Raw genomic sequence first — 24,937 nt, forward strand, 5'->3', positions numbered from 1 at the left:
TGCCATGAATGTGTCCCATAGCGGGGAAGTGTTCATGGCTATTTTTGCGTAATTAAAGGCACAAAAGACCATAGCCTGTTAATGATCTGTCAGAATTGCCCGGGTTCAAAATGAGGGAGGAAATCAATAATGAAGCACAATCGTAACAAAGTATCCGTAGTTCTGGCAATGATCACATGGTTTGTGATGGTTTGTCCGGTAACTGTGCTGGCTGCAGAAGAAGCTGCAAAACCGGCTGTATATGCCACATTCTGGTCTCTGATACCTCCAGTTGTGGCAATTGTCCTGGCATTGATCACGAAAGAGGTATACAGCTCTTTGTTCCTTGGGATCCTGGTAGGTGCAATCCTTTATTCAGGAGGTAATTTTGAGGGCACAGTCAATCATATTTTTTCTGAAGGAATGATCAGTGTTCTGTCTTCAAGCAGCAATGTGGGTATTCTGGTATTCCTTGTAATTCTGGGTGCCATGGTATGTTTGATGAACCGGGCAGGAGGTTCTGCGGCTTTCGGACGCTGGGCAGGAAAGCATATCCGTACCAGAGTTGGAGCAGAGCTTGCAACGATTCTTTTAGGTGTACTGATCTTTATTGATGATTATTTTAACTGTCTTACAGTAGGAAGCGTTATGCGTCCCATCACAGATCAGCACAATGTTTCAAGGGCAAAACTGGCATATCTGATCGATGCTACAGCAGCTCCGGTTTGTATCATTGCCCCTATTTCTTCATGGGCAGCAGCTGTTAGTGGGTTTGTCCCGGGAGAAGACGGAATGTCTGTATTTGTACGTGCCATTCCATATAATTATTATGCGCTCCTTACTATTGTAATGATGGTATCCATGGTTTTAATGAGAGTAGAATTTGGTGCAATGGGCATTCATGAATCTAATGCATTAAAAGGCGACTTGTTTACTACAGCTGCAAGGCCCTATGCAGGTGCTGAAGAAGATGGAAAGGTGAATCCCCGGGGGAAAGTAATGGATCTTCTGATTCCCATCATTTCCCTTGTAATCTGCTGTGTGATCGGAATGATCTATACCGGCGGCTTTTTTGACGGCACCGATTTTGTAACTGCTTTTTCCCAAAGTGATGCATCTGTGGGACTTGTACTTGGAAGCTTTTTTGGTCTGGTGATCACTGTGCTTTTGTACCTGGTGCGGAAGGTATTATCCTTCAGAGATTGTATGGCATGTATTCCGGATGGCTTTAAATCCATGGTTCCTGCAATCCTGATCCTTACCTTTGCATGGACCTTAAAGAGCATGACAGACAGTCTTGGAGCAGATGAATTCGTAGCTGAAATGGTAAAATCTTCTGCTTCCGGTCTTGTAAACATGCTGCCTGCCATTATTTTCCTGGTTGCCTGCTTCCTGGCTTTTGCAACAGGAACTTCCTGGGGAACCTTTGGCATCCTGATTCCTATTGTTGTACATGTGTTTGAAAACACACCCGGAGATCTGATGATCATTTCTATTTCCGCATGTATGGCCGGAGCTGTATGTGGAGATCATTGTTCGCCTATTTCTGATACCACTATTATGGCATCGGCAGGTGCACAGTGTGACCATGTAAGCCATGTGTCTACACAGCTTCCTTATGCTGTGGTGGCAGCAGTGGTATCCTTTATCACTTATATATTTGCTGGCTTTATCCAGAGCCCGCTATGCCTGGTGATCGGTGTGGTGCTGATGATGGGAGTACTGACTGTGGTGAAAACCCGTTTTTGCGATCTGAAAAAGGAATAATGATTCTATGTAAGGATGCCAGGACTGTACAACCACTTAGGTGGATGCATGGTTTTGGTATCCTGATATCATTGAATTGTCCGCATTAGACATGAATTTTCAACCAAAAGAAAAAACTTTACATCTGATGCAGATTGTGATATACTTTTTTAAAGTTGAAGTAGTGTACTTTGATAATTCAACAGTAAGTTTAAGCACCTGTAGCTCAGTGGATAGAGCAGTGGTTTCCGGTACCATGTGCGGGGGTTCGATTCCCTTCAGGTGTGTTGCCTGGAACGACCCAGCGTTCCGGTGCGTTGTTTTATAAGGAGGACAAGAACTTGGACAATTTTAGAGAATGGTTATCAGATAACCTTCGCTATTTTATGTTAGGCGGAGCGATTTTGTTAATCGTTGGTGCTTTGGCTTTTGGAATCCATGCCTGTGTTAAAGGTAAGAAGGGTACCGATCAGGGGCAGGGAGATCAGCAGACAGCATCGCAGGATAACCAGGGAAATGTTCCTTCTTCTCCGGCAAAAGATGGGGAGACTGACGGGAAGAAAGACGCCAATCCCATGGAAAAAGGCAATGCAGAGATTACTGCATTAATTACGGGCTATTACAAGGCTCTGGGGGACAAAGATATTGCAACGCTTAAAACGTATGTAGACAATCTTGCACCGTCCGATGAATCAAAGATCACTAACGCAAAGGACTATATTGAAGGGTATGAAGTGCGGGATGTTTATGTGAAAAAGGGGCTGAAGGATGACTCATATGTGGTCTATGCAAGTTTTTACTATATTTGCAAGGATATTGATACGAAAGTACCGGCATTGAGTCAGTTTTATGTATATAAGGACAGCGAAGGCCAGTGGAAGATCGATGCATCAGCAGTAGAGGATACAGAGATTTCTGCCTATACTGATGGGCTGGAAGCAGATGAGGATGTAAAGACACTTTACTCTGATATCCGCAAGCAGCTTGAGGATGCGCAGGCAGGTGATCCTGCATTGACAGCATTTCTGGATGGCCTTGGCCAGGATACCAGTGATTCATCTATTGTATCTGATGGAACTACACTGGTAGTGACAGAAGACTGTAATGTGCGTGCTGCTGCCAGCAGTGATGCAGATATTATTGGTGGTCTTTCTGCTGGTGAGGAAGTTCAGAAGCTTGGTTCTGAAGGAGATTGGATCCAGGTGGAGTATGAAGGTCAGACTGCATATATTTACAGTGGACTTCTGGAAGAAAAAACTGAATAAAGGGTAAAAAAACAGCTGCAGATCAGATCTGCAGCTGTTTTTTTGAACTAGTACAGTGAGAATTAAGGCCAGTCAATATGGTGGTTACTTAATATTCACTGTACTAGAATTATGTTAGTGAACTGTAAAGCACTCCGCCCTGAAGAGTGATCCCTTTGCTTTCGGCTAATTGATGGACTGTAACCAGTTCATAACCGTCCTGGATCAATCTTGGTATCAGAATCTCTGCTGCATCCACAGAGGAACTGAAAATATCATGCATCAGTACGATAGAGCCGTCTGTAATATTATCGAGAACTGCGTTTACCAGACGGTCAACATCTTCTCCTTCATCCCAGTCTTCTGGATCAACGGTCCACAAGATCATAGGAGTTGCAATCACAGAAGTTACTGTATCATTAACATTTCCGTAAGGAGGACGTACAACAGTGGCTCCATGCCCCACCAGATTGTTCAGCAGCTGATCTGTCTGTCCAATCTCATTGGATACTTCTTCAGCAGAAAGAGTAGACAGATCTGTGTGATCATAAGAATGGTTGCCCAGTTCGCATCCCAGGGCTTCCATACGTGTAACATCTTCAGAATAGTAATCTATCATATTTCCAACCAGGAAGAAAGTGGCTTTAGCATTGTTTGCTTCCAGACAGTCAAGAAGCCTGGCGGTATAATCACTGGGACCATCGTCAAAGGTAAGAGCTATCTTTTTGTCAGGAGCTGGTGTGGGTGTAGGAACTGGTGTATCCTGAGGAAGTGTCTGTACATCTGTGCTGTTCTGTGCTACAGGTGCAGCTGCATCTGTAGCAGCATCTGGCGTTGAAACCTGGTCGGAGTTTGCACCTGTTGCTGCAGGATCGGCATCTGAGCTTGCATCTGCTTTCTCAGGATTAGGGTTTATGTAGTAAAGTAAAGGAGACGATTCTGTCTGATCTGAAACAGGAGACGGATTCCCATTCATCACACCATCTGAAGAAAAGTGGCAAAGCTGTCCGTCAACGATCACATCGCCAGTCTGCATCACCCCGTCTCCATTCAGGTAATAGCGATTGCCATTATCATCCAGCCATCCGGTCTGCATTACGCCATTCGAATCGAAATAATACCGTTTGTTATCTGTGTCTGTAAGCCATCCGGTCAGGGCAGCACCATTCACCATAAAGTACCAGTTGCTCCCACTGGATGTCCACACTCCTGAAGCTGCTTCCGGAGAAACCTGGGATGCGCTGGCATCATCAACCGGAACTGTAGTTGGTTCAGGAACTGGGGTATCGGTTGGCAGCACTTCCGGGGGCTGTGTAACCTCTGGTGTGTCACCGGAAACCGTATCCTGAGCCGGTGGGGTTAGAGTATCTGTATTTTCTGCTACGAACATATCCGGCTGCTTTTTATCATCCATAGATCCAGAGCCTGGAGAGGTACGGGTAAGTAGTATACCGCACACCAGACAAAGGATCACAGCAGTTATAAGAAGAGGCCGGTTGGTCCGTTGTTTACGGCCTGACATATGATTCCTCCTTTGTGTCAGTAAATCAATAAAAGATTGGAGAAAAAAATCTCCAACATAAAATAGATTTTACCACACACTTCATTTTCGTGCAATCACAAATAGGGAGATAACCGCGAAGCTTATCATAAAAAGATGATCGTGAAGCATATCACAAATAGGGGATGATCGTGAAGCTTTTTCTTGATATCACAGAAAAAAGACTATATAATATAGCAATGAGCGAAAAAATCAGAATTAATAAATATTTAAGTGAATCCGGTTACTGCTCCCGCAGGGAGGCAGACCGTCTTCTTTCGGCCGGCCGCATTACAGCCGGCGGCCGCACCCTTTGTCCGGGAGATAAGGTTTCTCCTGAGGAAAGGGTTTTTGTAGATGGTAAACCGGTTAAAAAAGAAGAGAAAAAGGTGCTGCTGCTTTTTTACAAGCCCAGAGGAGTGGTGTGCAGTACTAAGAAGCAATATGAAGAGACAACGGTTACGGAATATCTGAAGTATCCGGTTCGCATTTATCCTGTGGGCCGTTTGGATAAGGATTCAGAAGGACTTCTTCTGCTTACTAACCAGGGAAGTCTTGTCAATCACATTATGCGTGCCAGAAATTTTCATGAGAAGGAGTATCTGGTAACTGTGGATCACCCTATAACAGAAGACTTTTTGATGCATATGCGTACAGGAGTTCCGGTTTTGGATACAGTGACCCGGCCATGCCAGGTATTTGCTGCAGGTAAATGTTCGTTTCGGATTATTCTGACACAGGGGCTGAACCGCCAGATCCGCAGGATGTGCGAATATCTGGGATATCAGGTCCGTACCTTAAAAAGGATCAGGATCATGAATCTTACAATTCAGGGTCTTGCACCTGGCAGCTACAGAGAGATCACCAAAGAAGAATATAATAAGCTAACTCTTATGATCCGGGATTCATCTTCCGGAAATAATTCAGATCCAGGAGGAAATCATGGAAGCAGCTTTAAGCAAAATGAAAGAATTAGCCCAGAAACTGAATCAGGCATCCAAGGCTTACTATCAGGAAGACAGGGAGATCATGAGCAATCTGGAGTACGATGCCCTGTACGATCAGCTGATAGAACTGGAAAAGGAAACAGGCACAGTTCTGGCAGGCAGTCCAACCATTTCCGTAGGATATGAGTCTGTTGATGCACTTCCTAAGGAAACCCATGAAAGGCCAATGCTTTCCCTGGATAAGACCAAGGACCGGGAGGTGCTTCGTGAGTTTATTGGTCAGCGAAAGACCCTGCTTTCCTGGAAACTGGACGGCCTTACCATTGTGCTTACCTATGAAAATGGCCGGCTGTTAAAGGCTGTCACCAGAGGAAATGGTACAGTTGGTGAGGTAATCACCAACAATGCCCGGGTTTTTAAGAATATTCCTTTACAGATTCCGTATCAGGGACGTCTTGTACTGCGAGGAGAAGCTATTATCACTTATTCAGATTTTCAGAGGATCAATGAATCCATAGAGGACGTAGATGCACGTTATAAGAATCCTCGTAATCTTTGCAGCGGCTCCGTGCGCCAGTTGAATAATCAGGTTACAGCCAGCAGGAATGTACGATTTTATGCGTTTTCCCTTGTAAGTGCACCAGAAGTGGATTTTGACAATTCTCATGAGAATCAGTTTCATTGGCTAAAGGGGCAGGGCTTTGATGTGGTGGAATATCGGGTGGTAACTGCTTCAACTTTAGATCAGGCGATGGACTATTTTTCTACAGCTATTACAAAGAATGATTTTCCATCCGATGGTCTGGTGGCCTTGTATGACGATATTGCCTATGGGGAGTCACTGGGCCGGACGGCTAAGTTCCCAAGAAATGCTTTTGCATTTAAATGGGCAGATGAGATACGGGAAACTCATCTGCTGAAAATTCAGTGGAGTCCGTCACGTACCGGGCTGATCAATCCGGTGGCTGTTTTTGAACCAGTTGAACTGGAAGGCACTACTGTAAGCCGTGCAAGTGTGCATAACGTCAGTATTGTGAAACAGTTGAAGCTTGGTATTGGAGATATCATCCGTGTTTACAAGGCTAATATGATCATTCCGCAGATTGCAGATAATCTTACCTGCAGTGATAATCTTGTGATCCCGGATACTTGTCCTGCTTGTGGCGGGGAAGCGCATGTCTGCAAAGAAAATGATGTAGAAGCGCTGTACTGTATGAATCCTGACTGTGCAGCCAAGAAGATCCGAGGTTTTACACTATTTGCCAGCAGAGATGCTATGAATATTGATGGGCTTTCCCAGTCAACCTTGGAAAAGTTTATTGCCATGGGTTTTATTCATGAATTTGCGGATATTTTCCAGCTGGACAGACACAAAGATGCGATTATCGAGATGGAAGGCTTTGGCGAAAAGTCCTATGAAAATCTGATCTTAAGCCTGGATAAGGCCAGAAATACCACTCTTTCCAGGGTGATATACAGTCTGGGGATCCCTGGCATCGGACTTGCTAATGCCAAAGTGATCTGCCGTCACTTTAAAGATGATCTTTCTTCTGTTCGTCAGGCATCCATGGAGGAGATCAGCGCTATTGATGGCATTGGTCCTGTATTAGCAGGGAATATTTATTCTTATTTTCATGATAAAGAGAACAACCAGAAGCTGGACCGGCTGATGGGGTTTCTTATACTCCATGCGGAAGCGGCTTCCCAGACACAGATCTTTGCAGGAGTGACTTTTGTGATCACTGGTTCTGTGACCCATTTTGCTAACCGTAACGAGATGAAAGCATTGATAGAGTCTCTTGGCGGCAAAGTCACAGGCTCTGTTACAGGAAAAACCACGTATTTGATCAATAATGATACAATGTCAAATTCCTCTAAAAATAAAAAGGCCAAGGAGCTTGGGATTCCAATCATTTCTGAAGAAGAATTTCTGAAGCTGGTCCATCCGGAAGAGGCATGATCATTCATCTCAGTTGAGAAGACTCCTACCTCTTTCAGGTGGTGAGTAACTGCAAGTTCGTCTCAGTGGGAGTCCAATCTCCGACTGAGATAAACGCTCCGCGAGGATGCGCAGTGATTCTGTAAAGAATATGTCAGCTTACGCTGACCAGAATCACGCGCCAAGTCTCGCGGCTGCTCGACTTGAAATATTATTAACAACAAGGAGGGACATAAATGCCAATTAAAATACAAAGCGATCTGCCGGTAAAGGAGATTCTTGAAAAAGAAAACATATTTGTAATGGATGAGAACAGGGCACTGCATCAGGATATCCGTCCAGTTCAGATCCTGATCCTGAATTTGATGCCATTAAAAGAAGAAACGGAACTTCAGCTGCTCCGCTCTTTATCCAACACGCCCATTCAGGTCGATGTTACATTTATGACTGTAGAAAGCCATGATTCTAAAAATACATCTAAAAGCCATCTGAACAAATTTTATCAGACTTTTCCTGAACTGGAAGATCAGAAATATGACGGGATGATCATTACAGGTGCCCCTGTAGAACAGATGGAATTTGAAGAGGTGGATTATTGGAGCGAACTTGTAAAGATCATGGATTGGACCAAGACCCATGTAACATCTACCTTATATTTGTGCTGGGCTGCACAGGCAGGCCTTTACCATCATTATGGCCTAAAGAAAAGAATGCTTCCCAAGAAAATGTTTGGCCTTTTCTGGCATAAGGTGCTTAACCGTAAGATTCCTCTTGTACGTGGATTTGACGATGTATTTCTTGCCCCTCATTCCAGACATACGGAGGTTCCGATTGAAGATATCCATGCATGTAAGGAACTTACTGTGCTTGCAGAGTCTGAGGAAGCAGGTTTATTCCTGGCCATGGCAGATGGCGGACGTAAGATCTTTATCATGGGCCATCCGGAATATGACCGTGTTACATTGGATGGGGAATATAAGCGTGACATTAACAAGGGTCTTCCTATTGATATTCCCAGGAACTACTATAAGGACAATGATTCTGAAAACAGGCCTCTTCTTTTGTGGCGGGCTCACGCCAATAACCTGTACACAAACTGGCTGAATTATTACGTATACCAGATGACTCCGTATGACCTTTACGGAACCCCTGATTTTTCAAGTATTTCCAGGGATTGAGAGGGTGTGGCATTTCACGTAAGTTGTTATAATTTCACGTTTTTTGTTACGAAAAAGGAGTAAAAATGGTGTAGTAACTGCCTGAAAATGGTGTAGTAAGATAATTGAGCAGTGGTGTATGAACGAAGATTTTTCTTGTAAATCCATTATATCTATTAATGAATATCTGAATAAGTCCATGAGTTTATGATGTGTTACTCGTGGGCTTATTTTTGTGTTCATTTACGGACACGAAACATATTGTTTTTCTTCCTTGTATAGCCTATGCACAGCAAATAACGCTGTGTATGGGCTGAATTTCGGTTTCTTATACTTTAAACAACAATTTATAATTTATCCACTAATATAATTAAAACCGAAATTTGAGCCGTATAGTGTGATTTAGAGCGTTGCTGTAGAGTTAACTTAATATCAAAATTTTATGGAGTAATATGTATCAGTGTCACCTGGCAGCACTAATAAATAAAGCCAAGGCAGAGAAGGGCAGTCAGTATATCTGACTGATTACAGGAGACTATATAAGCAGATTAAGCCGGAGAGGATTCTGAAGAATATATTGTACATGTAATGAATGATATCCGATACAAAAGCAAAGCCTGGTCTGCCAAAAGATATGAGCCAACTATGTGTGAAGTTAGTTATTGGGGCTGTGAAAATGTTGATTCAACATCTACGGCATACGGCAAATGGCGTGATATGCTGCATCGTTGTTACAATGAGAAAATATATAACAAATATCCTGAGTATAAAGGTTGTTCGGTTTCAGATGAATGGAAAAACTTCAGCAATTTTAGATGTTGGCATGAAAGGAGTAATTATGGAGACAGCAGTCTGAATCTGGATAAGGATATTCTTTATAAGGGCAATAAGAAATATGGTCCTGAAAATTGTTGCTTAGTTCCAGGATTTATCAATACACTGTTTACGAATGATAAAGCGAACAGGGATGAACTTCCTTTGGGCGTATATAAGGAACAATACATTAAGGACACTGCAAAGAGATACAAGGACAAGATTCCATATAGCGTGTACGAGGCTATGATGAATTGGAAAATTGAGATCACAGATTGAAAGGTAGTTATTATGAAACAGGACGAAGAATTACAGGGCTGTGTGTTTACAAGGCGATTCCTAAAGCTATGGATGCGAAACGGAAGAAGGCTGAACGTGCAGCACAGCTTACAGCCATTGCAGATCTCATGGATTCTAACGGTTGTACAATAGAAGAGCTGAAGGAGCTTATGACCATGCCGAAACCAACGGAAGAACTAATTGAAGAATAAGGATACAAACAATAAAGAAGTAAATAAAGTAATGCTTTTTATAAAGACTGGGTGCGTTTGGTATGCAGTGTCTGGGCTTTTGTTTAATTACAAAAACTGGTAGTGGTAATTTTGCTGGATGTAGAGTATCATATAAATGAGGGAAGGCATAGAAAGTATTAATTTTATTGATATAATGAATTGACTATTTAGTAATGATATGGTACCGTATAGTTAAGAAAACTTAATGTTTTCTTGATTGCCCAGAATAGAAATATTCTGTTACGCAGATAAGGAGCGTCTGCCATCGGAGAATAACATAGTTGCCAAGTGCTTCAGAGTTATTCGTGCGTAGCCGATGTAAAAGAATCCGTGATTCATCATACAGTGTTAGGACTGGAACCTTCCGACTGAGCGGAAGCAAATAATGCTCTTCCTGGTTTAGCCAGGATAGCTGGCGGACAGCGAAGTAACTACGCATATAATTAAATTATTGTGAAAGAAGCTATCTCGTGAAGATAGCTTTTTTCATATCAGAATAAAAAGGACAAAGCATTTGAGTAAATATAGTAGATACGACAGAGATATACTGTCTGACAAAATATTAATAAAAAGAGTACGACAAGCTGCTAGAAAGTATTCTGAGTATGCTGAAAAAGAAGTTTTACTGGTGTTTGCTACATCTAAAAGCGGTCCATTTTACACATATCAATTCTGGGCTGGAAAAGAAAACTTTCAACATCTTGCAGGTGTTAAATCTCCAAACGGGGCTGAATGGTTTTGGAATAGATGCTTGGATGATACACGACTATTAAAACGAGAAGAGATTGTTGTAAAGCGAGACATTAAAACAACATCATCAAAAATAGAAGTTTTGCCTGATGTATTAGATTTGAAGAAAGCAAAAGCATACAAAGTAGGAAAGAAGGATTTAATAACTTTAAATGTTAAATTTTCTGTAGCGCTTGGAAATAATCAAAGTATCATGGGGTTTGATAAAAGAAAAGGTTATTTACCAATTCCTGTGACGGTATTAAACAGAAGTATATTTGAATTTTGCTCAAGTGTTGCAACAATATATTTAATTATGACTAAAGCTAGAGATGAAGAAAAATATTCTAATATTTTTTATGAAATAACAGAAGACATAATTCATAAAGCTAATTTTGATGAAGGAGTGCAAAAGCTGATAGATGAAAGTGTATTAGGATTAAAGGAAAATGAAGAAGAATGTACTTCAAAAATTGAAATTGCTATACGCGAGGTAGCCGTAACAATCGAGCAGACAGCATCCGAGCAACAGTAATATATACATATATTAATGATTAGTAACACCTATAGGGTAGTTACACAGGAAACTGTGTAATTGCCCTATTTTTCGTCCTGCTGCCGAAGTAGAAGCAAAATTTCAGTATATATACTGTTGCAAAACAGACCGGGTATGGGAAAAGGATATAGTTTATAAGTATGCCCCAGTAGTAGAGTAGTATTTTTTATCTGTGGAAACTGAATCTACACGCATATAATTCTAACTGCTCAGATTACAACAAAAAGCTACTGGATCAGACCATATCCGATAGCTTCACTCTTTGAAAAATTCTTCATATTCAACATCAAACAGTAATCGTAAAGCTTTCAGATCGCTTGCTTTTATGTTCCTGCGTCCAACTTCAATATTAGCAAGAGTGCTCCGGGAGATACGACTTCCCATAAGCTGTAACTTTGCAACAACTTCTTCTTGTGTCATACCTTTATTCATGCGTACAGTTTGGATGTTATGTCCAATTGGAAGATCAGTTAAGATATATTGCATGGCAGCACTCCTATGGCAAATAATACTATAAAATGTCACCTATTAGAAACATTTGTATTGATTATATTCAGATTTAGTGCTATTATTGTGACTAGATAGAAACAATATGCCAAAAAAGGATTTGAGGAAGGAGAAATTTTTATGTCAGGTAATAATAATAACGGATTAAGTTTTTTGGGTGTTGTTGGAGCTGTACTGTTAGCATTGATCATTTTCTCAATTGATGGCTAATGAAAAAGAATTATGGAATCATGTTAATAACTTTGACTACAGTATTGCTAAATAAATATTTAAAAAGTTATATTTCAATACCGTGGCTTAAATGGTTTATGACATGTTATTTTAATGATTTGGTAGGTGGGATTACTTTCATAGCATATTGTAATAGTGTTTTTTATTATTATAGAGGTATGCTATATAAGCTATGGAGAATAGAACTACTTCTATTTTTGTGTGGAATCTTTTGGGAATATATTACACCTTTATTTAGAACAGATACGATATCGGATCCATATGATATAATGGCTTATATGTGTGGCGGTTTTATTTATTGGATAATAATGTTTGGCTATAAGAAAAATAAAAACAAAAGAATACACGGCATGGTCGGAGAAATCCGGTGACGCAAAATACAGGGTCTAAGCATATGTATGACAGCCAGATGCAATTTTACATGATAAGAGAGCATTGCTTTTCCAGTTATAAGGAATTGTAATGCTTTTTTATATTACTTAGTACGGAGGAAGAAGAATATGAAGATGAAAACTATATTGGCACTTTTAATATGTGGTGTAGTTACAATGAGCGTTCCGATGGATGCATTAGCCGCTAGCGAGGTGCAGAAAGAAGAAAGCACAGAAAATGTTGATGAAGTAGCTTATGACTTTAAAACTTTTAATTGGGGTGATAGTCAGAAGAAGGTCGAGGAAGTTGAGGGAGAACCTTTTTTAGAAGATGACATGACAGCACAGGATGCTCATTATGTTGCTTATAAAACTACTGTTGCAGGAAAAGATGCTGTATTGGCTTATTATTTTTGCGATGAGGGTTTATTTTGTACAAGGTATATTTTGTCCGAAGAACATAGTAATGAAAATTTGTTTATTGATGACTATGAAGATATCCGGGAAGCCCTCACTAAGAAATATGATGAACCGGATTATGATTTTGAAAATTGGTCGGACGATGGGAAAAAATCATATTATGCGGATAGAAAAGGAACTGCATTGGAATATGGATATCTTGATTATCTTACAGCATGGCAGCTGGAAAGAACATATATTTCTATGGAAATGTCTGCGGATAACTACAACATTTCAACCACTATCGATTTTAGAAGTAACGATATAGACGCTGGAGAAGTTGACTATTCAGATGATTTTTAAAGCAATTGAAAGAGCAGCAAGAATAATGGCAATTAACTTTGCGAATCAGTTGCAATTGAACGTGAAAAGTATTACTTAAATCATTGCTCGACTTGAATACAATATCATTATGATGATGCACAAAAATGTAAGAAGGAATGGAATTGCAAAAAGAGATTGCACAGAAATTCAGGAATTTAGCACATAAATTAGATGGTAAAGGTAAAATAATTGCAAGTGATTGGTTCTTGATATTAAGTGACGAGATATTAGATACATTAAGTGAAGTTAATGAATGCTTGTTATATTTTGATTAAAAAGAGCTAGGAGCATGAGATAATGGAAGAATTTTTCTTTGGATTCATAGCATCTATAGTAGCGGCAACAAAACCAGAGAATCAAAAACAGGCTTAAGAATGGCAACCGCTTCAATTGCAAACTGAACCATCAAATGAAATAACAGAACCAAAAAAAGAAGAGTCACCGAAGGTTGTTTTTTACAGCACAGCAACCCGGGCGAATACAGACTATATGGCAAATACAGAATTGCAGTTGAAAGATTTGAACGAACTAATAAGCAAAGGAAGGATATGTAACTGAAGCGGAGTACCAGGAGAAGAAAAAAAGATTATAGAAGCGTAGGGAAAAAAGAGTGGAAGAAGGAACAAAAGTTAAGAATAAAAATACAAAATTTGCAGGAATTGGTCTCTTAATATTGGCTTGTGTATGCTTTATATTGGGATACTCTAATGTGAATAATGAAGATTATTCCTTTTATAAAGATCATTATGAAACGTGCATGGACGGATATAATGATACGATAACTGATCCAAATTCCTATAGCGGATATTTCACATCTACATATGACTATATTGCATCTAGTTATGAGAAAATGGCAGAAGATGATGAGAAAAAGATGTGGGAATTTCGTATTCAGTCTATTGCATTTTGCATAGGCGGAGCGATTTGTGCAATATTCGGTTTTGTAATAATGAAAATGTAAAAAAACAATTATGTGAGGAAAGAAATATGGCATACATTATTGGAGTTATAATTTGGGGAATTGTGTGGGGTTATGCTACAAAAGCTGTTATCAATAATAAGGGATATGATGATAATTGGTTCTGGTGGGGGTTCTTCTTTGGATTCATTGCACTTATTGTGGCATTAACTAAGCCGGAAAATAAAAGATCGCAGTATGATTATAATTCGTTAGATTCTGAAAATTACAACTATAATAATAACTATGGTCGAAGTTCTTTGTTTCAAGATAATTCTTCATCCGCACGTGAAGAAGGTATGTGGAAGTGCTCATTTTGTGGTAGAATGAATAATAATTATGTTGGAACTTGTGCTTGTGGAAAAACTAAAAATGAATCATACAATAGCAGTAGAGAAAAAACAAATACATCATTCAAGGAAGAAAAAAATGAAAATGTAAATGATAATTTAGAAGTTATAAAAAAACTGAAAGAATTATTGGACATGGGAGCCATAACACAGGAAGAATTTGATAAGAAGAAAAAAGAATTATTGTAATAAAACAGATAAAAAAGATATTTATCAGGAAGCAGGCGTAAACGAGTATTGGATTGTGTCACCCAAAGAACGAGCAGTAGAAATTTATTATTTGGTATCAGGAAAATATAAGTTGTAAGCGTGTTATATTCTACAAGATGATCCAGAAGAAGCTCATTATAATGCAGATACTGTAATTACATTAAAAGAGTTTCCTAATATCAGCCTGACTCTGACAGAGATATTTGCAAATGTAGATTGATGATACAAAAAAGAGGGCTGCTGGGATGTGGTGTGCTACCTGTCAATAGGACAATAAAAAATAATAAATTTTTGTATCGTCAGCCGATTTATGGCTGGCGATATTTTTAGGCTGCTTTTATATATTGATCATGATATTCCATTGGTGTCATCACATTTAACTTTCTTTGCAATCGTTGATTATTGTAATAATGGATATAATCGGTTATAGCTGCAATTAAGGTAGTTCTATCATTGAAATGTTGGCAGTAATACATCTCTCGTTTTAGAATCCCCCAAAACCCTTCCATCGGTCCATTATCAATACAATGGGCAACTCTGGACATACTTTGTTTCATATGATGTTTCTTTAACCGGGTGCAGAATTGTGCACTTGTATATTGAAATCCACGATCAGAATTATCCTGAATTCGGTATAATTCTGACTATGCCGAATAAAAAATTATGCCGAAGTTTTAAATTATTGCCTGAATTTTCTTCAACTTTGAAATAATCTTCGGCATAGTATTCCAGGTTAATCCAAGGAGTAGAGAAGCTTTTTTATGTCTGACTTTTTCCAGATTTTCTCGCTTTCATCAAATGCCGGAGCGGCTTTATTCATTGCTTCACTCATCATTTCAAGCGTTGCAAATGCATAAAAACCGGATGTCGTTGACATACTCTCATGACCAAGCAGCTGCGTGATAAAAGGAAGCGGCACTCCGTTACGATACAGATCCATCGCTTTTGTCTTACGGATCAAATGGCAATGAACGTTTTCTGGTACCTCCGGACATGTGTCTCGAGCCTTCTTCGCAGCTGTTTTGAGTATCAGACTGATGCTGTCAGTCGAAAGCTGGTGAGGGACTCCATCAAGATGACTATAGAATAGCGGTGCCTCAGTTAAATCAGGATGGAATTCTTCAAGATACTTTCTTAGGTGAAGCACTGTTTTCTTCATAACGGATACGTTTCTGGTTTTGCGTCCTTTTCCTGTCAGTGTGACATAGGGGTTGGGCATATCTAGATGGAGAGACGATACAGACAGATCTGAAAGCTCCTGTACCCTTGCTCCTGTATCGTAGAGAAGAATCAGGATCATCCTGTTACGGCGGTGCTTTGCCGTCCTGGTATCGTATGCTGCCAGTATTGCTTTTGTTGCAGCCAGCTGCAGGTATTCCATCGGCTTCTTTTCTTCTTTGACCTTCCTGACTGAACAAATTTCATTGTAGATACCGCGGAGTTCAAAGTCTTCATCTGCACAGTATTTCAGAAAAGAGCGGATTGCAGTCAGCTTCAGGTTGATTGTTTTGGATGCGTACTTTTTTTCATGAAGCCATTCAACAAAGTCTTTAACATTGCTACGGCTGAATGCTTCAAATGTCACCTGGTCTTCCTTGAGCCCTTTCGTGTTTTCTAAAAATGAAAGATAGGAGTTCAGGGATTGCTTGTAAGCTGCAACAGATTTATCCGACTGGTTTCGCACCGCAGGCATAAAATCATGAAGGTAGGCTCGTGCCATCTGCCAGAAATCTTTATCTTTATTCCTTTTATACTTCATCAGCATCCACCTCCGGAATCAGTTCTTCTGTGGAGGCAGTCATGCAACGGTATTGAGGAAAGAAATCAGGAATTAGGTGTATGTAATAATAAGTACTATCCAATGAAGAATGCCCCATATATCTCATCAGATATGGAAGCATTGCGTGGATATCCTTTCCTTCTGATGACCAACGCATGATGTTTGCACAGGCAAAGTGATGTCGCAAATCATAAGCCCGGGGTTTTACTTTTCCGTCTCTTTTTAAACCGGCTGCCAACCAGATGTTTTTGAAGTTAACAGATAAAGCAGTACTGGAACAAATTCCTCCGTGCCCGCCAGGGAAGAAGTATTCTCTTTCTGGAAATATCTTTCTTATGGCAGCGTTATAATCTATAAGATACTGAGTCAGTTCTTCTGATAAAAACAGTCGCCTGTCACGATGGGCCTTGCCCCACAGGATATCGACGTATTCTTTGTCCAGATGAACATCCTGGCATTTCAACTGCCTTGCTTCCACTGACCTGACGCCGCAGCAATACATGAAACGGTATAGCGCCGGAAAAACATATGCCCTGCCTGGAGCCTTGTGTCGGAGGACATACTGATCGCATTCATTAAAAAAGCGTTGTATTTCAGTCTCTGTCATCAGGTAGACATCCGGATGATATCGCTGAATGATGAATGAATTATCCAACACATACGCATCGCTATCTCCAGAAATCACAAGATATCGGCCGAATTCACGTATCGGAGATACCCAACTTCTATCGGCAGTGGTTGATTTTTGTGCATGTTCCAGAGCCCAGCCGTCTACAACTTCCTTAACCAGAGTGTGATGGTCACCATGGGCGGCATTGTACCGATCTAATTCACTAAGATATGTGGCAGCCGCTGCATACTTGATACCCAATGCGCGTTTATAATCAAGGAACTCGGACATAGCCGGACCAAGTTTGCTAATAAAGGCGTTCATGAATGCACCTCCTTCGATATGTCACCAAAAGGAAGGACACACTCCTTCAGCCTTATTTCGTCAGTAGTGATATAGATACTGGTGGTATCGGGGTCTGAATGTCCAAGTATGGCAGCAATCGTTTCAACAGGAACTTCATTCCTGACCATTGTCGATGCGGCGTTATGCCGGAGCATATGCATTCCCAGTATGCGTTCATCTTTAGATACATGTGCCTTTTCAAGAATACGCTTTACCATCATGTAGCATGAGGAATGGCATGAAAGCGGGTCAAAAGGAGCGATAAGTCTTACAAACAGGTAGTCGTTTGGGGCATCAGGTCGTTGTCTGGTCAGATATCTGGCAATCGCATTGCCTACTGCCGGAGTTAAAGGGACACAGACAAGATTTCCGGTTTTACTTTGTTTCCAAGAGATTGTATCGTTCCGCCAATCTATATCCGTCAAACGCAACTTGATGATGTCGCATGCCCTGATACCAGTAGTTAACCCAAGAAGGATCATGGCTGAATCGCGCAGAGGGGTTTCATTATCTTCTGTAATGGATTTGATGCGTTCCTGTTCCTCTGTTTCAAGTACAGGAATGATACGATGATGTCCGGGGGCATGAATGCCTGACAATGCCATCAACAGATCGTTACGATCAAGGTATCGGCAAATGTTCCTGAGTTCGCAAAGGATTCCACGCTGCCGCTCAGGCTTTGAACACTTAACATAGTCGAGGATTATAGAGGTTGTCAATGATTCCAATGGACAAACATCATACCCTCTTTCCAGAAAAGAAAGGAATGAGTACATGCCATACTCATAAAAATGCCGTGTGTTCTCGTTATCATATCTCTCCCTTAAATAGTAACAGTAGTCCGAGTATACCTTGCCGTAATACTCCCCGGATGGTTGTACTCTTGCTCTTGTGGTAACAGAAAAATCAAACTGCCCAGTATTAACATAAGATTCAATCAAACGGAAGAAGCGGCCTTGAAGATGATAACGCTCTTTACTGAATTTCCCGATTTTGGGACTGATTACAGCGTCAGCATAAAGCTTGCCGATTTCATAGCTGTATTCAGTGACTCCGTGTTCTTTACAGAATGCCTTAAATCTTCTGACAGCACCCTGGTAGTTGAAAATGGTGGATTCGTTATATCCAGCATTTTTCAAAGCTTCGATGAGCAATGTGCAGACAGTATTAATATCCATCTTGAAGCACCTCCTTAAAAATGATGCTTCAATTATATAATACTATGCCGAAAAACTATTCTTAATCGAAGTAATATCAGGCAAAAGTGAAAAACTTCGGCATAGTTTTTTCTTCGGCATAGTCAGAATGGAAGAGCGGATGTGCATCAGGTTCCAAGCAAACTGCTTCATCAAAAGTATTCATAACTAATGGATTATCATTATGGTCACTTATTTTAAAAGTTACAATTCTTCGATCGTATAAATCTAAAATAGCACTCAAATATATCTTGTGCACTTCATTTCCGCTGTAATATTTAAACTCGGATACATCGGTGAGCCATTTCTCATTCGGTTTATCCGCATGAAAATCTCGATGTAAATAGTTTTTGACAATGTGATCGGGATTTCGTTCTCCTCTGGTACAGCTTTTGGGTTTCCATTTAATATTTGACTTTATATCATATTTTCTACAGATGCGGAGAACTCGTTTATCATTCACATGAATTCCTTTGTGTCCATCTAATTCATCTCGGATTCTACGATATCCCATATCCGGATGTTCTTTATGTATCTTTTGAATTTCAATAGATAACGTTTCGTTCTGCAGTTCATTATTGTTTTTCGGATGTTTTAGCCAGTGATAGTATGCAGAGCGTGTAATATTAAGATACTTACAAAGTTTATCTACAGGATATCCCTTGTCAGAAGATAATTCTTTGATTGCCTTATATGCGGCTAAACGGTGAACTAAAGATAGTGATCCCTCCTTTCTAGTTCTCTGACTTTTTTTAACAGATCATTTTCCATTTGTAAATCAAGATTTTTTCTTTCAAGCTCAACGATTCTATCACGTAATTCTTCCTCAGATGTACGACTTGGTAATGATCCGACTCGTCTACCACGACGGTCTTCCAGACCTTTACTTCCCATTTCTTCGTATCGTTTTACCCAGTTACGAACTTGTTGATAAGAACATTGATATTTCAAAGCCATTGCTCCATAATTCTTATCATTTGCCAAGCATTCCGTAACTATTTTTAATCGCTCATCAAGAGTCGTTGATTTTGCTTTTTTCATGCAAGCACCTCCAGTGGATGTTTTTAATATTCCACCAGAATTATACACCTGAATCCACTTTAAAAGTTGTGTGTGTGACCGGATTCCGTATTTTAAGCAAATATCATCAAGAGAACCAGCTCCATTAAGATAATCATTTACCGCAGATATTTTTAGTGCTTTTGAGTAACTTTTGTTTTTGGGTTGATTAAGTAAACCTGTTGGTCCATTGCATTGGTATATAGAAATCCATTTTCTAATACTCTGGCAAGCGACTCCAAGGTTTTTACTTGCCTGACCCAATCCAATCTCTCCATCAAGATATTGCTCAACTATTTTTACCTTTACTATTGGATCTATTTTGCTTTTTCTGGACATGAAAATACCCCCATATAGGACTTTTATATTTCATTGTCCTATATGAGGGTAGCATATCAATGTGACCGGCAGCCCTTCAGTTAAGAAGATTAATAATAAACTGGCACCTTGAGAAGGTGTGTACAAGAGACAAATACTTGTGCATTTTGAACGGAAGCATAAGCTTTTTTTGACAAAATATTATGTAAAGTTTATTGGAAGTTTATTTGAAGTTTTTCTGCATATCTGTTATAGTATGATGTATAGGCCGCTAACCTAAGATAGTATCAGAATACATAACTATTCAGCGTGTATACAGTTATAAGCCAAAATACAATACAGATAAGAAAGCATTACAATGTTTTCGCCATATATGCCGTGTAACCATTACAAAGGCCAGCGGCAGGAAAGCAGAGGGATCGATTGCGTAAGAAATCGCATATTTTACTTGCCAGATATCTGGCAGATCAGCTGACTGTAGATGAAAGCCTGCAGTCTCACAGAAAGGCATTTTGTCTGGGGAGTATCCTTCCGGATATACGCCCATCTTTTGTTGTGAAGAAGCATGAGTATTTCAGTACCTTTGGAGAGATTCAGGAAAAGATGCTTCAGCTGGTGGAGCATGGTCCCCTGGAAGGGAAGGAACGTGTCTACTGGAGGAATTTTGGGGAAGTGCTGCATTATGTGGCAGACTATTTTACATTTCCTCACAACAGGACGTATACTGGAAGCCTGTATGAGCACAGCCAGTATGAAAAGATCCTGAAGCAAAGACTGAAGATCTGCATTAAAAGTGGTGCTGCCGGAGCCTATGTTTTCAGGGATGTCTATTTTAAAAACCTGGAAGAGCTTACAGAATTCATACAGGTAAGCCACACCAGTTATCTTCGTAAAAAGAGAAATATCACAGAGGATATCCAGTATATCCTGATGGTCTGCTATCAGGTGATCCAGGGAATTGTACAGTTATGTACCAGAAGACAGGAGAATATGGCTGCGTTTGCATAAAAGGTCTGCGTTCCTTAACATAATGTGAAGAGAAAGTGAAAATTGGATAAAATGGGAATGGATATTTTCTTGAAGGTTGATTTGAAAAAAAGATTATGATACAATAGACAAAGTTAATATTTAAGCGAACCGTTTTATCACGTATCAGACCTTTATATAGGGGAGTAAAGGGATGTTCATGGCAAGGAAGGGAGCATCTTGAAAAATATGAAGAATAAATATCTGACAAAATGTTTATGCATGACGATTATTTCAGCAATGGTACTGTCCGGACCAGCTGCAGTTTTTGCAGCCAGTGATGGCGGAGCATTTGAGTCAGGAGAACAGATTGATGATAGTTATGGGGAAGTTGTGCCTACTGCGGTACCGGAGCCAACTCAGGCGCCAACAGTAGAGCCTACCCAGGCGCCGACAGAGCCGACGCAGGCTCCAGTAGAGCCAACACAGGCTCCAGTAGAGCCAACTCAGGCACCGGCAGAGCCAACTCAGGCGCCGAAGCCTACTCACAGTCCTACAGCTACGCCTACCCAGACACCGTCTTCACCATCGGCCACGCCGACTCAGACACCGGAGGCTACACCTACACCGGGAACTACAGATACACCGGAGATTACATCAACACCGGTTCCGTCGGAAGCACCAGTTTCAGAGGCAGTGAGGGATATTATTGACAGGATTGATGCCCTGTCTCTTCTTGAGGATATTACACTGGATCAGAAGGATGAGATTCATAAGATCCGTAAGGCATATGATGCACTTTCAGACAGCGAAAAGTCTCTTGTATCCAATTATCAGCTTTTCCTTAATATGGAGAAAAAGCTGAAGAAGCTGGAAGATACAAAGGAAAAAGAAGAAAAAGAAAAAAAAGAGGCAGAGGCAATCGAGGGAGATCCGCTATATTATACAGATATGGTTTCTAATCTCCATGCAGGCAAGGATTTTTACCTGAACAGTCTGCAGGACAATTATCAGCTTAGCTTTTCAGATGATTTTGCTTCTGTGATGGATGAAATCGAGAAAGAATATAAGGCAAAGAACAAGCTTGCCGATGTTTCAGATACTACAGGTGGAGTGACTTCCTCAGCAGATACTTTGCTGGTAAGAAACTGGCAGGATATTCTGGCAGTGTACATATATGAGCAGAGTCAGCAGGGAGTAACTTCCTATATACTTGATGGATCGTGCAAGGCAGCCCTGGCAGATATCTTTTCAAGAATGAATCCTGTGATCCGGGATTCCAGTGATATTACCAAGGTTTCCTATGGTAATTACCATATCAACCACTATATTAAAGAAAATAAGATTCCCAAAGATCAGCGAGCAGTGCTGAAAAAGTATACAGAGACAGACTGCAGCCTTTTGTGTGCAGTAGTTACTGCTGCAAAAGGATTTGTAAGAGAGAGCGTTGGCGATAGTGTATCTGAAGAGAGAGTAAATGTGATCACTTCTGCCTATTCCCTGATCGGTAAAGTTGGTTATTTCTGGGGTGGTAAGTCTTTAGTGCTTGGAGAGGATCCAAGCTGGGGTACCGTTGAGACTGTTACTGCAGAGGGCAGCAAAAGTACCGGTACCAGGCGTGCATATGGCCTTGACTGTAGTGGTTTTGTTACCTGGGCAGTAGTGAATGGCTATCAGAACCAGGCTATGGAAGCAAGTGTAGGGAATGGCACTTCTGATCAGTGGGGAAAGGCCAATGTAGTCAGTGAGGCAGATGCGCAGCCAGGAGATCTGGTATTCCAGAAGGGACCAGAAGCAGGCGTGAATAACCATGTTGGTATTCTTTGCGGCAAGACAGAGGCAGGCGACTGGATCGCAGTTCACTGCTCTGCCAGCCAGAATGGCGTTACCGTAGGGGAAGCATACAGTGCCAGTTTCCGGTATATCCGTCAGCCTTCTTTCTATCCTACGATCCAGCAGGCAGCTCAGATGGCAGCACAGGGTGCACAGAATAGCAATGCCCAGTATTTTGTTACAGATGTTACAGTGACGAATACGCTTCAGGATATTATAAAGGCAAGCCAGAATGTATATGATCCTGCCAATCAGCCATTTACATCAGAAGGTAATGCACAGGTAGTAGTCAGTGATGTAACTGTAAATAATGCACTTTCAGATCTTCTTCAGTCCCAGACAGTTCTGGAGGAGACAGAAGCAGGCGGACAAAGTGTATTTGATGTAATTGCTGAGTATTATCCTCCGGAAGATGAGGCGGCAGCAGGGCCTTCCGGTGATCAGGAACAGGCAGAGGAAGCAGGTATACCTGCATTTATCAGTGAGGTGTATGTAGATAACTCTTTGGAAAATGTGTTGGATACAGGAACTTCTACTGAGACCAAATAAGAACAGGGCAGCGTCCATATGAACGCTGCCCTGATATATTATATCGAATCTCAGATGATTTCCTAACTGACGTAGCCTTCTGTAGAAATGCGGCTATCGATTGATCCCGGATAGAACATCTTCAATCCATTTATCTGTATTGTAGTTACGGTCAAAGAACCGAACGATTACACCATAAGCGTCCTTATCACTGGAAAAGGCATTTGCTTCATCTGTATCAACATGCATGGCCAGACGGTAATCCCAGCTTACACGTACAACCACATCCGCATAGATCAGTGCCCTTCCGTAGCTTTTAGTAAGCACGAATACTTCATCATTATCCTGGACTTTCAGTGCTACTGCGTCTGAAGGGGTCATATGGATGTGACGTTTGGCAACGATCACACCGGAGGGGATGGTGATCTGCCCCAAGGGACCTGATAATGTACAGCCAGGAGTATCTGTTGTATCTCCAGACTGTCTGATCTCTCCGGGAATACCAATTTTCCGTGTATCTGTAAGAGAAAGCTCTACCTGGGTTTCTGATCGGAATGGCCCAAGGACAGCCATGCTTTCAAAAGAGCCTTTTGGACCGGTAACGGTCACTCGTTCCTGGCACAGGTATTGTCCAGGCTGGCTGAGACTTTTTATATTATGAAGCTGGGCATCATTTCCAAAAAGTTGATGGAAATCCCTTTCGGATAGATGGATGTGCCGGGCTGAGGTCTCAATAGGGATTTTGATACTCATTTGATATACCTCCAATGAACATTTGTGTTTGCTTTTCAGTTTAAGCCCGATCAGGGAAAAAGGCAACCTTTTTCTCTGGGGAAAGGAATCATACAATGGAAGAAAACAGTAGTTTTGAATATGAAAAAAAGAATGGATATGTGGTGATTACAGCGCTGAAGGGAGATCCATCCGTAGTGGAGATTCCAGGTATGCTGGATGGATTGCCTGTAACAGAATTAAAAGAATACCTGTTTTCAGGAAAAAGTCTGGAGACTTTGTGCCTTCCGGATACTGTAAAAAAGATTGGAAGATATGGATTTTATAACTGCAGAAGCCTGCATACCATGTGGTTTGGAAGCCGCTTTACGGATATAGGAAGCGGTGCTTTTACAGGGTGTCACAATATTCAAAAGCTGTATGTGCATATGGAGGGACAAGACTCCGGCATTAAGGAGATACTTTCGGAGATTGGAGAGGAACTGGAAGTGGTTTTATCTGGCAGTGTGGAAGCTGTTCTCTGGTTTCCTGAATATTACGAAGAAGGAGTTGAGAATACACCTGCCAGGATCCTTATGACGCAGATCCATGGAAGCGGGCTGTATTATCGTAATTGTTTTGCAGGGAAGCGGTTTAATTATCAAGAGTATGATAAGCGTTTTGAAATGGCCTGTGCCCAGGAAAATGAGAAATTTCTGCTGGAATTGGCTTTTGGAAGGCTGAAATCGCCCTGGGAACTGGGGCAAAATGCAAGAGAACAGTATGAGTTATATATTCAGTCACATTATGAGCAGCTGGCTGGGCTGCTGATTTGCGGGCAGAGGCAGGAAGAGTTGGCTTTTCTTATGGAAACGTATCCTTTGGACAGATCAGAAAAGGCTGTATATGATCACATTCTGGGGATGGCTGGCAAGACTGGAGATGAAGGTACAGTCAGTATGCTGATGGAATATGGAAGGATACACTTTCCGGCAGGAAGACCTTCCTTTATGCTTTAG

Annotated in this window: 24 protein-coding genes, 1 tRNA gene, 1 pseudogene and 1 riboswitch; of the genes and pseudogenes, 17 read left to right on the top strand and 9 right to left on the bottom strand. The window is 40.9% G+C overall.

The window, feature by feature from the left end; genetic code table 11:
* Positions 1 to 168 precede the first annotated feature (168 nt).
* From AB5916_RS01660 to AB5916_RS01670, 3 genes are all read left to right on the top strand, one after another.
* Positions 169 to 1,746 (top strand): Na+/H+ antiporter NhaC family protein, encoded by a 1,578-nt coding sequence (locus tag AB5916_RS01660; RefSeq protein WP_244092917.1) that lies wholly within the window; start codon positions 169 to 171, stop codon positions 1,744 to 1,746.
* Positions 1,747 to 1,940: 194 nt separating this feature from the next.
* Positions 1,941 to 2,012 (top strand) — tRNA-Arg (locus AB5916_RS01665).
* 54 nt (positions 2,013 to 2,066) lie between these two features.
* The gene (locus AB5916_RS01670) at positions 2,067 to 2,990 is read left to right on the top strand and encodes an SH3 domain-containing protein (RefSeq protein ID WP_244092915.1); all 924 of its coding nucleotides are present in this window, start codon (positions 2,067 to 2,069) and stop codon (positions 2,988 to 2,990) included.
* Between the two features lie 109 nt (positions 2,991 to 3,099).
* Here AB5916_RS01670 and AB5916_RS01675 read toward each other — a convergent pair whose 3' ends face one another.
* Entirely contained in the window at positions 3,100 to 4,491 is a 1,392-nt protein-coding gene (locus AB5916_RS01675) for a polysaccharide deacetylase family protein (protein WP_368188994.1), read from the bottom strand.
* A 218-nt stretch (positions 4,492 to 4,709) separates the two neighbouring features.
* Here AB5916_RS01675 and AB5916_RS01680 point away from each other — a divergent pair.
* From AB5916_RS01680 to AB5916_RS01705, 6 genes and pseudogenes are all read left to right on the top strand, one after another.
* Positions 4,710 to 5,363: pseudogene (locus tag AB5916_RS01680) on the top strand (pseudouridine synthase); the annotation flags it as partial.
* Between the two features lie 88 nt (positions 5,364 to 5,451).
* On the top strand, positions 5,452 to 7,416 hold the full coding sequence (gene ligA / locus AB5916_RS01685) for an NAD-dependent DNA ligase LigA (RefSeq protein WP_368188995.1): 1,965 nt from the start codon (positions 5,452 to 5,454) through the stop codon (positions 7,414 to 7,416).
* Positions 7,417 to 7,631: 215 nt separating this feature from the next.
* A complete protein-coding gene (gene metA / locus AB5916_RS01690; RefSeq protein ID WP_368188997.1) occupies positions 7,632 to 8,573 on the top strand; it encodes a homoserine O-succinyltransferase in 942 nt (313 codons plus the stop codon).
* A 567-nt stretch (positions 8,574 to 9,140) separates the two neighbouring features.
* Positions 9,141 to 9,644 (top strand): hypothetical protein, encoded by a 504-nt coding sequence (locus AB5916_RS01695; RefSeq protein ID WP_368188998.1) that lies wholly within the window; start codon positions 9,141 to 9,143, stop codon positions 9,642 to 9,644.
* Entirely contained in the window at positions 9,641 to 9,856 is a 216-nt protein-coding gene (locus tag AB5916_RS01700; protein ID WP_368188999.1) for a hypothetical protein, read from the top strand. The genes AB5916_RS01695 and AB5916_RS01700 overlap by 4 nt, the downstream gene beginning before the upstream one ends.
* Positions 9,857 to 10,391: 535 nt before the next feature.
* Positions 10,392 to 11,141, top strand: a complete 750-nt coding sequence (locus AB5916_RS01705) for a PBECR4 domain-containing protein (RefSeq protein ID WP_368189000.1) — start codon at positions 10,392 to 10,394, stop codon at positions 11,139 to 11,141.
* Between the two features lie 276 nt (positions 11,142 to 11,417).
* Here AB5916_RS01705 and AB5916_RS01710 read toward each other — a convergent pair whose 3' ends face one another.
* Positions 11,418 to 11,648 carry a helix-turn-helix domain-containing protein gene (locus tag AB5916_RS01710; RefSeq protein WP_368189001.1) on the bottom strand — a complete coding sequence of 77 codons (231 nt, stop codon included), beginning with the start codon at positions 11,646 to 11,648 and terminating at the stop codon, positions 11,418 to 11,420.
* A gap of 589 nt (positions 11,649 to 12,237) precedes the next feature.
* A riboswitch (cyclic di-GMP riboswitch) is annotated at positions 12,238 to 12,317 on the top strand.
* 83 nt (positions 12,318 to 12,400) lie between these two features.
* Here AB5916_RS01710 and AB5916_RS01715 point away from each other — a divergent pair.
* The 5 genes from AB5916_RS01715 to AB5916_RS01735 all read left to right on the top strand — a co-directional run bounded on the left by AB5916_RS01715 (position 12,401) and on the right by AB5916_RS01735 (position 14,669).
* Positions 12,401 to 13,033 carry a hypothetical protein gene (locus AB5916_RS01715; RefSeq protein WP_368189002.1) on the top strand — a complete coding sequence of 211 codons (633 nt, stop codon included), beginning with the start codon at positions 12,401 to 12,403 and terminating at the stop codon, positions 13,031 to 13,033.
* 143 nt (positions 13,034 to 13,176) lie between these two features.
* Positions 13,177 to 13,329: a hypothetical protein gene (locus tag AB5916_RS01720; RefSeq protein ID WP_368189003.1), complete on the top strand. Its 153-nt coding sequence runs from the start codon at positions 13,177 to 13,179 to the stop codon at positions 13,327 to 13,329.
* 335 nt (positions 13,330 to 13,664) lie between these two features.
* Positions 13,665 to 14,015 (top strand): hypothetical protein, encoded by a 351-nt coding sequence (locus tag AB5916_RS01725; protein ID WP_368189004.1) that lies wholly within the window; start codon positions 13,665 to 13,667, stop codon positions 14,013 to 14,015.
* A 26-nt stretch (positions 14,016 to 14,041) separates the two neighbouring features.
* Positions 14,042 to 14,551 (top strand): SHOCT domain-containing protein, encoded by a 510-nt coding sequence (locus AB5916_RS01730; RefSeq protein WP_368189005.1) that lies wholly within the window; start codon positions 14,042 to 14,044, stop codon positions 14,549 to 14,551.
* Complete coding sequence (locus tag AB5916_RS01735) at positions 14,523 to 14,669, top strand: Uma2 family endonuclease (RefSeq protein ID WP_368189006.1); 147 nt, start codon at positions 14,523 to 14,525, stop codon at positions 14,667 to 14,669. Before AB5916_RS01730 ends, AB5916_RS01735 begins: the two co-directional genes overlap by 29 nt.
* 229 nt (positions 14,670 to 14,898) lie before the next feature.
* Here AB5916_RS01735 and AB5916_RS01740 read toward each other — a convergent pair whose 3' ends face one another.
* The 6 genes from AB5916_RS01740 to AB5916_RS01765 all read right to left on the bottom strand — a co-directional run bounded on the left by AB5916_RS01740 (position 14,899) and on the right by AB5916_RS01765 (position 19,901).
* The gene (locus tag AB5916_RS01740) at positions 14,899 to 15,129 is read right to left on the bottom strand and encodes an IS3 family transposase (RefSeq protein ID WP_334298004.1); all 231 of its coding nucleotides are present in this window, start codon (positions 15,127 to 15,129) and stop codon (positions 14,899 to 14,901) included.
* Positions 15,130 to 15,305: 176 nt separating this feature from the next.
* On the bottom strand, positions 15,306 to 16,331 hold the full coding sequence (locus AB5916_RS01745; protein WP_368189007.1) for a tyrosine-type recombinase/integrase: 1,026 nt from the start codon (positions 16,329 to 16,331) through the stop codon (positions 15,306 to 15,308).
* The gene (locus AB5916_RS01750) at positions 16,321 to 17,286 is read right to left on the bottom strand and encodes a tyrosine-type recombinase/integrase (RefSeq protein WP_158422699.1); all 966 of its coding nucleotides are present in this window, start codon (positions 17,284 to 17,286) and stop codon (positions 16,321 to 16,323) included. The genes AB5916_RS01745 and AB5916_RS01750 overlap by 11 nt, the downstream gene beginning before the upstream one ends.
* Positions 17,283 to 18,485, bottom strand: a complete 1,203-nt coding sequence (locus tag AB5916_RS01755; RefSeq protein ID WP_368189008.1) for a tyrosine-type recombinase/integrase — start codon at positions 18,483 to 18,485, stop codon at positions 17,283 to 17,285. The genes AB5916_RS01750 and AB5916_RS01755 overlap by 4 nt, the downstream gene beginning before the upstream one ends.
* A 76-nt stretch (positions 18,486 to 18,561) precedes the next feature.
* On the bottom strand, positions 18,562 to 19,017 hold the full coding sequence (locus tag AB5916_RS01760; protein WP_368189009.1) for a transposase: 456 nt from the start codon (positions 19,015 to 19,017) through the stop codon (positions 18,562 to 18,564).
* 197 nt (positions 19,018 to 19,214) lie between these two features.
* A complete protein-coding gene (locus AB5916_RS01765; RefSeq protein ID WP_368189010.1) occupies positions 19,215 to 19,901 on the bottom strand; it encodes a helix-turn-helix domain-containing protein in 687 nt (228 codons plus the stop codon).
* Positions 19,902 to 20,303: 402 nt separating this feature from the next.
* On the opposite strand from AB5916_RS01765, the gene AB5916_RS01770 reads away from it, so the two are divergent.
* Positions 20,304 to 20,888, top strand: a complete 585-nt coding sequence (locus tag AB5916_RS01770; RefSeq protein ID WP_158422435.1) for a zinc dependent phospholipase C family protein — start codon at positions 20,304 to 20,306, stop codon at positions 20,886 to 20,888.
* A 207-nt stretch (positions 20,889 to 21,095) separates the two neighbouring features.
* The gene (locus tag AB5916_RS01775; RefSeq protein ID WP_368189024.1) at positions 21,096 to 23,228 is read left to right on the top strand and encodes an NlpC/P60 family protein; all 2,133 of its coding nucleotides are present in this window, start codon (positions 21,096 to 21,098) and stop codon (positions 23,226 to 23,228) included.
* A gap of 93 nt (positions 23,229 to 23,321) precedes the next feature.
* Here the strand turns inward: AB5916_RS01775 and pduL are convergent, their stop codons facing one another.
* On the bottom strand, positions 23,322 to 23,960 hold the full coding sequence (gene pduL / locus AB5916_RS01780; RefSeq protein WP_368189012.1) for a phosphate propanoyltransferase: 639 nt from the start codon (positions 23,958 to 23,960) through the stop codon (positions 23,322 to 23,324).
* Positions 23,961 to 24,055: 95 nt separating this feature from the next.
* Here pduL and AB5916_RS01785 point away from each other — a divergent pair, with 95 nt between their 5' ends.
* Entirely contained in the window at positions 24,056 to 24,937 is an 882-nt protein-coding gene (locus tag AB5916_RS01785; RefSeq protein ID WP_368189013.1) for a leucine-rich repeat domain-containing protein, read from the top strand.

Source organism: Blautia sp. 1033sp1_1033st1_G9_1033SCRN_220408, from assembly GCF_040929965.1.
In the GTDB taxonomy this organism is placed as follows: Bacteria; Bacillota; Clostridia; order Lachnospirales; family Lachnospiraceae; genus Blautia_A; species Blautia_A ammoniilytica.

What these genes read in the sequence shown, in the direction of transcription:
- AB5916_RS01745 (WP_368189007.1), bottom strand. Translation starts at nt 16,331, where the DNA reads ATGAAGTATAAAAGGAATAAAGATAAAGATTTCTGGCAGATGGCACGA.
- AB5916_RS01755 (WP_368189008.1), bottom strand. Translation starts at nt 18,485, where the DNA reads ATGGATATTAATACTGTCTGCACATTGCTCATCGAAGCTTTGAAAAAT.
- AB5916_RS01715 (WP_368189002.1), top strand. Translation starts at nt 12,401, where the DNA reads ATGAAGATGAAAACTATATTGGCACTTTTAATATGTGGTGTAGTTACA.
- AB5916_RS01760 (WP_368189009.1), bottom strand. Translation starts at nt 19,017, where the DNA reads ATGGGATATCGTAGAATCCGAGATGAATTAGATGGACACAAAGGAATT.
- pduL (WP_368189012.1), bottom strand. Translation starts at nt 23,960, where the DNA reads ATGAGTATCAAAATCCCTATTGAGACCTCAGCCCGGCACATCCATCTA.
- metA (WP_368188997.1), top strand. Translation starts at nt 7,632, where the DNA reads ATGCCAATTAAAATACAAAGCGATCTGCCGGTAAAGGAGATTCTTGAA.
- AB5916_RS01710 (WP_368189001.1), bottom strand. Translation starts at nt 11,648, where the DNA reads ATGCAATATATCTTAACTGATCTTCCAATTGGACATAACATCCAAACT.
- AB5916_RS01730 (WP_368189005.1), top strand. Translation starts at nt 14,042, where the DNA reads ATGGCATACATTATTGGAGTTATAATTTGGGGAATTGTGTGGGGTTAT.
- AB5916_RS01660 (WP_244092917.1), top strand. Translation starts at nt 169, where the DNA reads ATGATCACATGGTTTGTGATGGTTTGTCCGGTAACTGTGCTGGCTGCA.
- AB5916_RS01740 (WP_334298004.1), bottom strand. Translation starts at nt 15,129, where the DNA reads ATGAAACAAAGTATGTCCAGAGTTGCCCATTGTATTGATAATGGACCG.
- AB5916_RS01750 (WP_158422699.1), bottom strand. Translation starts at nt 17,286, where the DNA reads ATGAACGCCTTTATTAGCAAACTTGGTCCGGCTATGTCCGAGTTCCTT.
- ligA (WP_368188995.1), top strand. Translation starts at nt 5,452, where the DNA reads ATGGAAGCAGCTTTAAGCAAAATGAAAGAATTAGCCCAGAAACTGAAT.
- AB5916_RS01695 (WP_368188998.1), top strand. Translation starts at nt 9,141, where the DNA reads ATGAATGATATCCGATACAAAAGCAAAGCCTGGTCTGCCAAAAGATAT.
- AB5916_RS01775 (WP_368189024.1), top strand. Translation starts at nt 21,096, where the DNA reads ATGAAGAATAAATATCTGACAAAATGTTTATGCATGACGATTATTTCA.
- AB5916_RS01675 (WP_368188994.1), bottom strand. Translation starts at nt 4,491, where the DNA reads ATGTCAGGCCGTAAACAACGGACCAACCGGCCTCTTCTTATAACTGCT.
- AB5916_RS01765 (WP_368189010.1), bottom strand. Translation starts at nt 19,901, where the DNA reads ATGTCCAGAAAAAGCAAAATAGATCCAATAGTAAAGGTAAAAATAGTT.
- AB5916_RS01785 (WP_368189013.1), top strand. Translation starts at nt 24,056, where the DNA reads ATGGAAGAAAACAGTAGTTTTGAATATGAAAAAAAGAATGGATATGTG.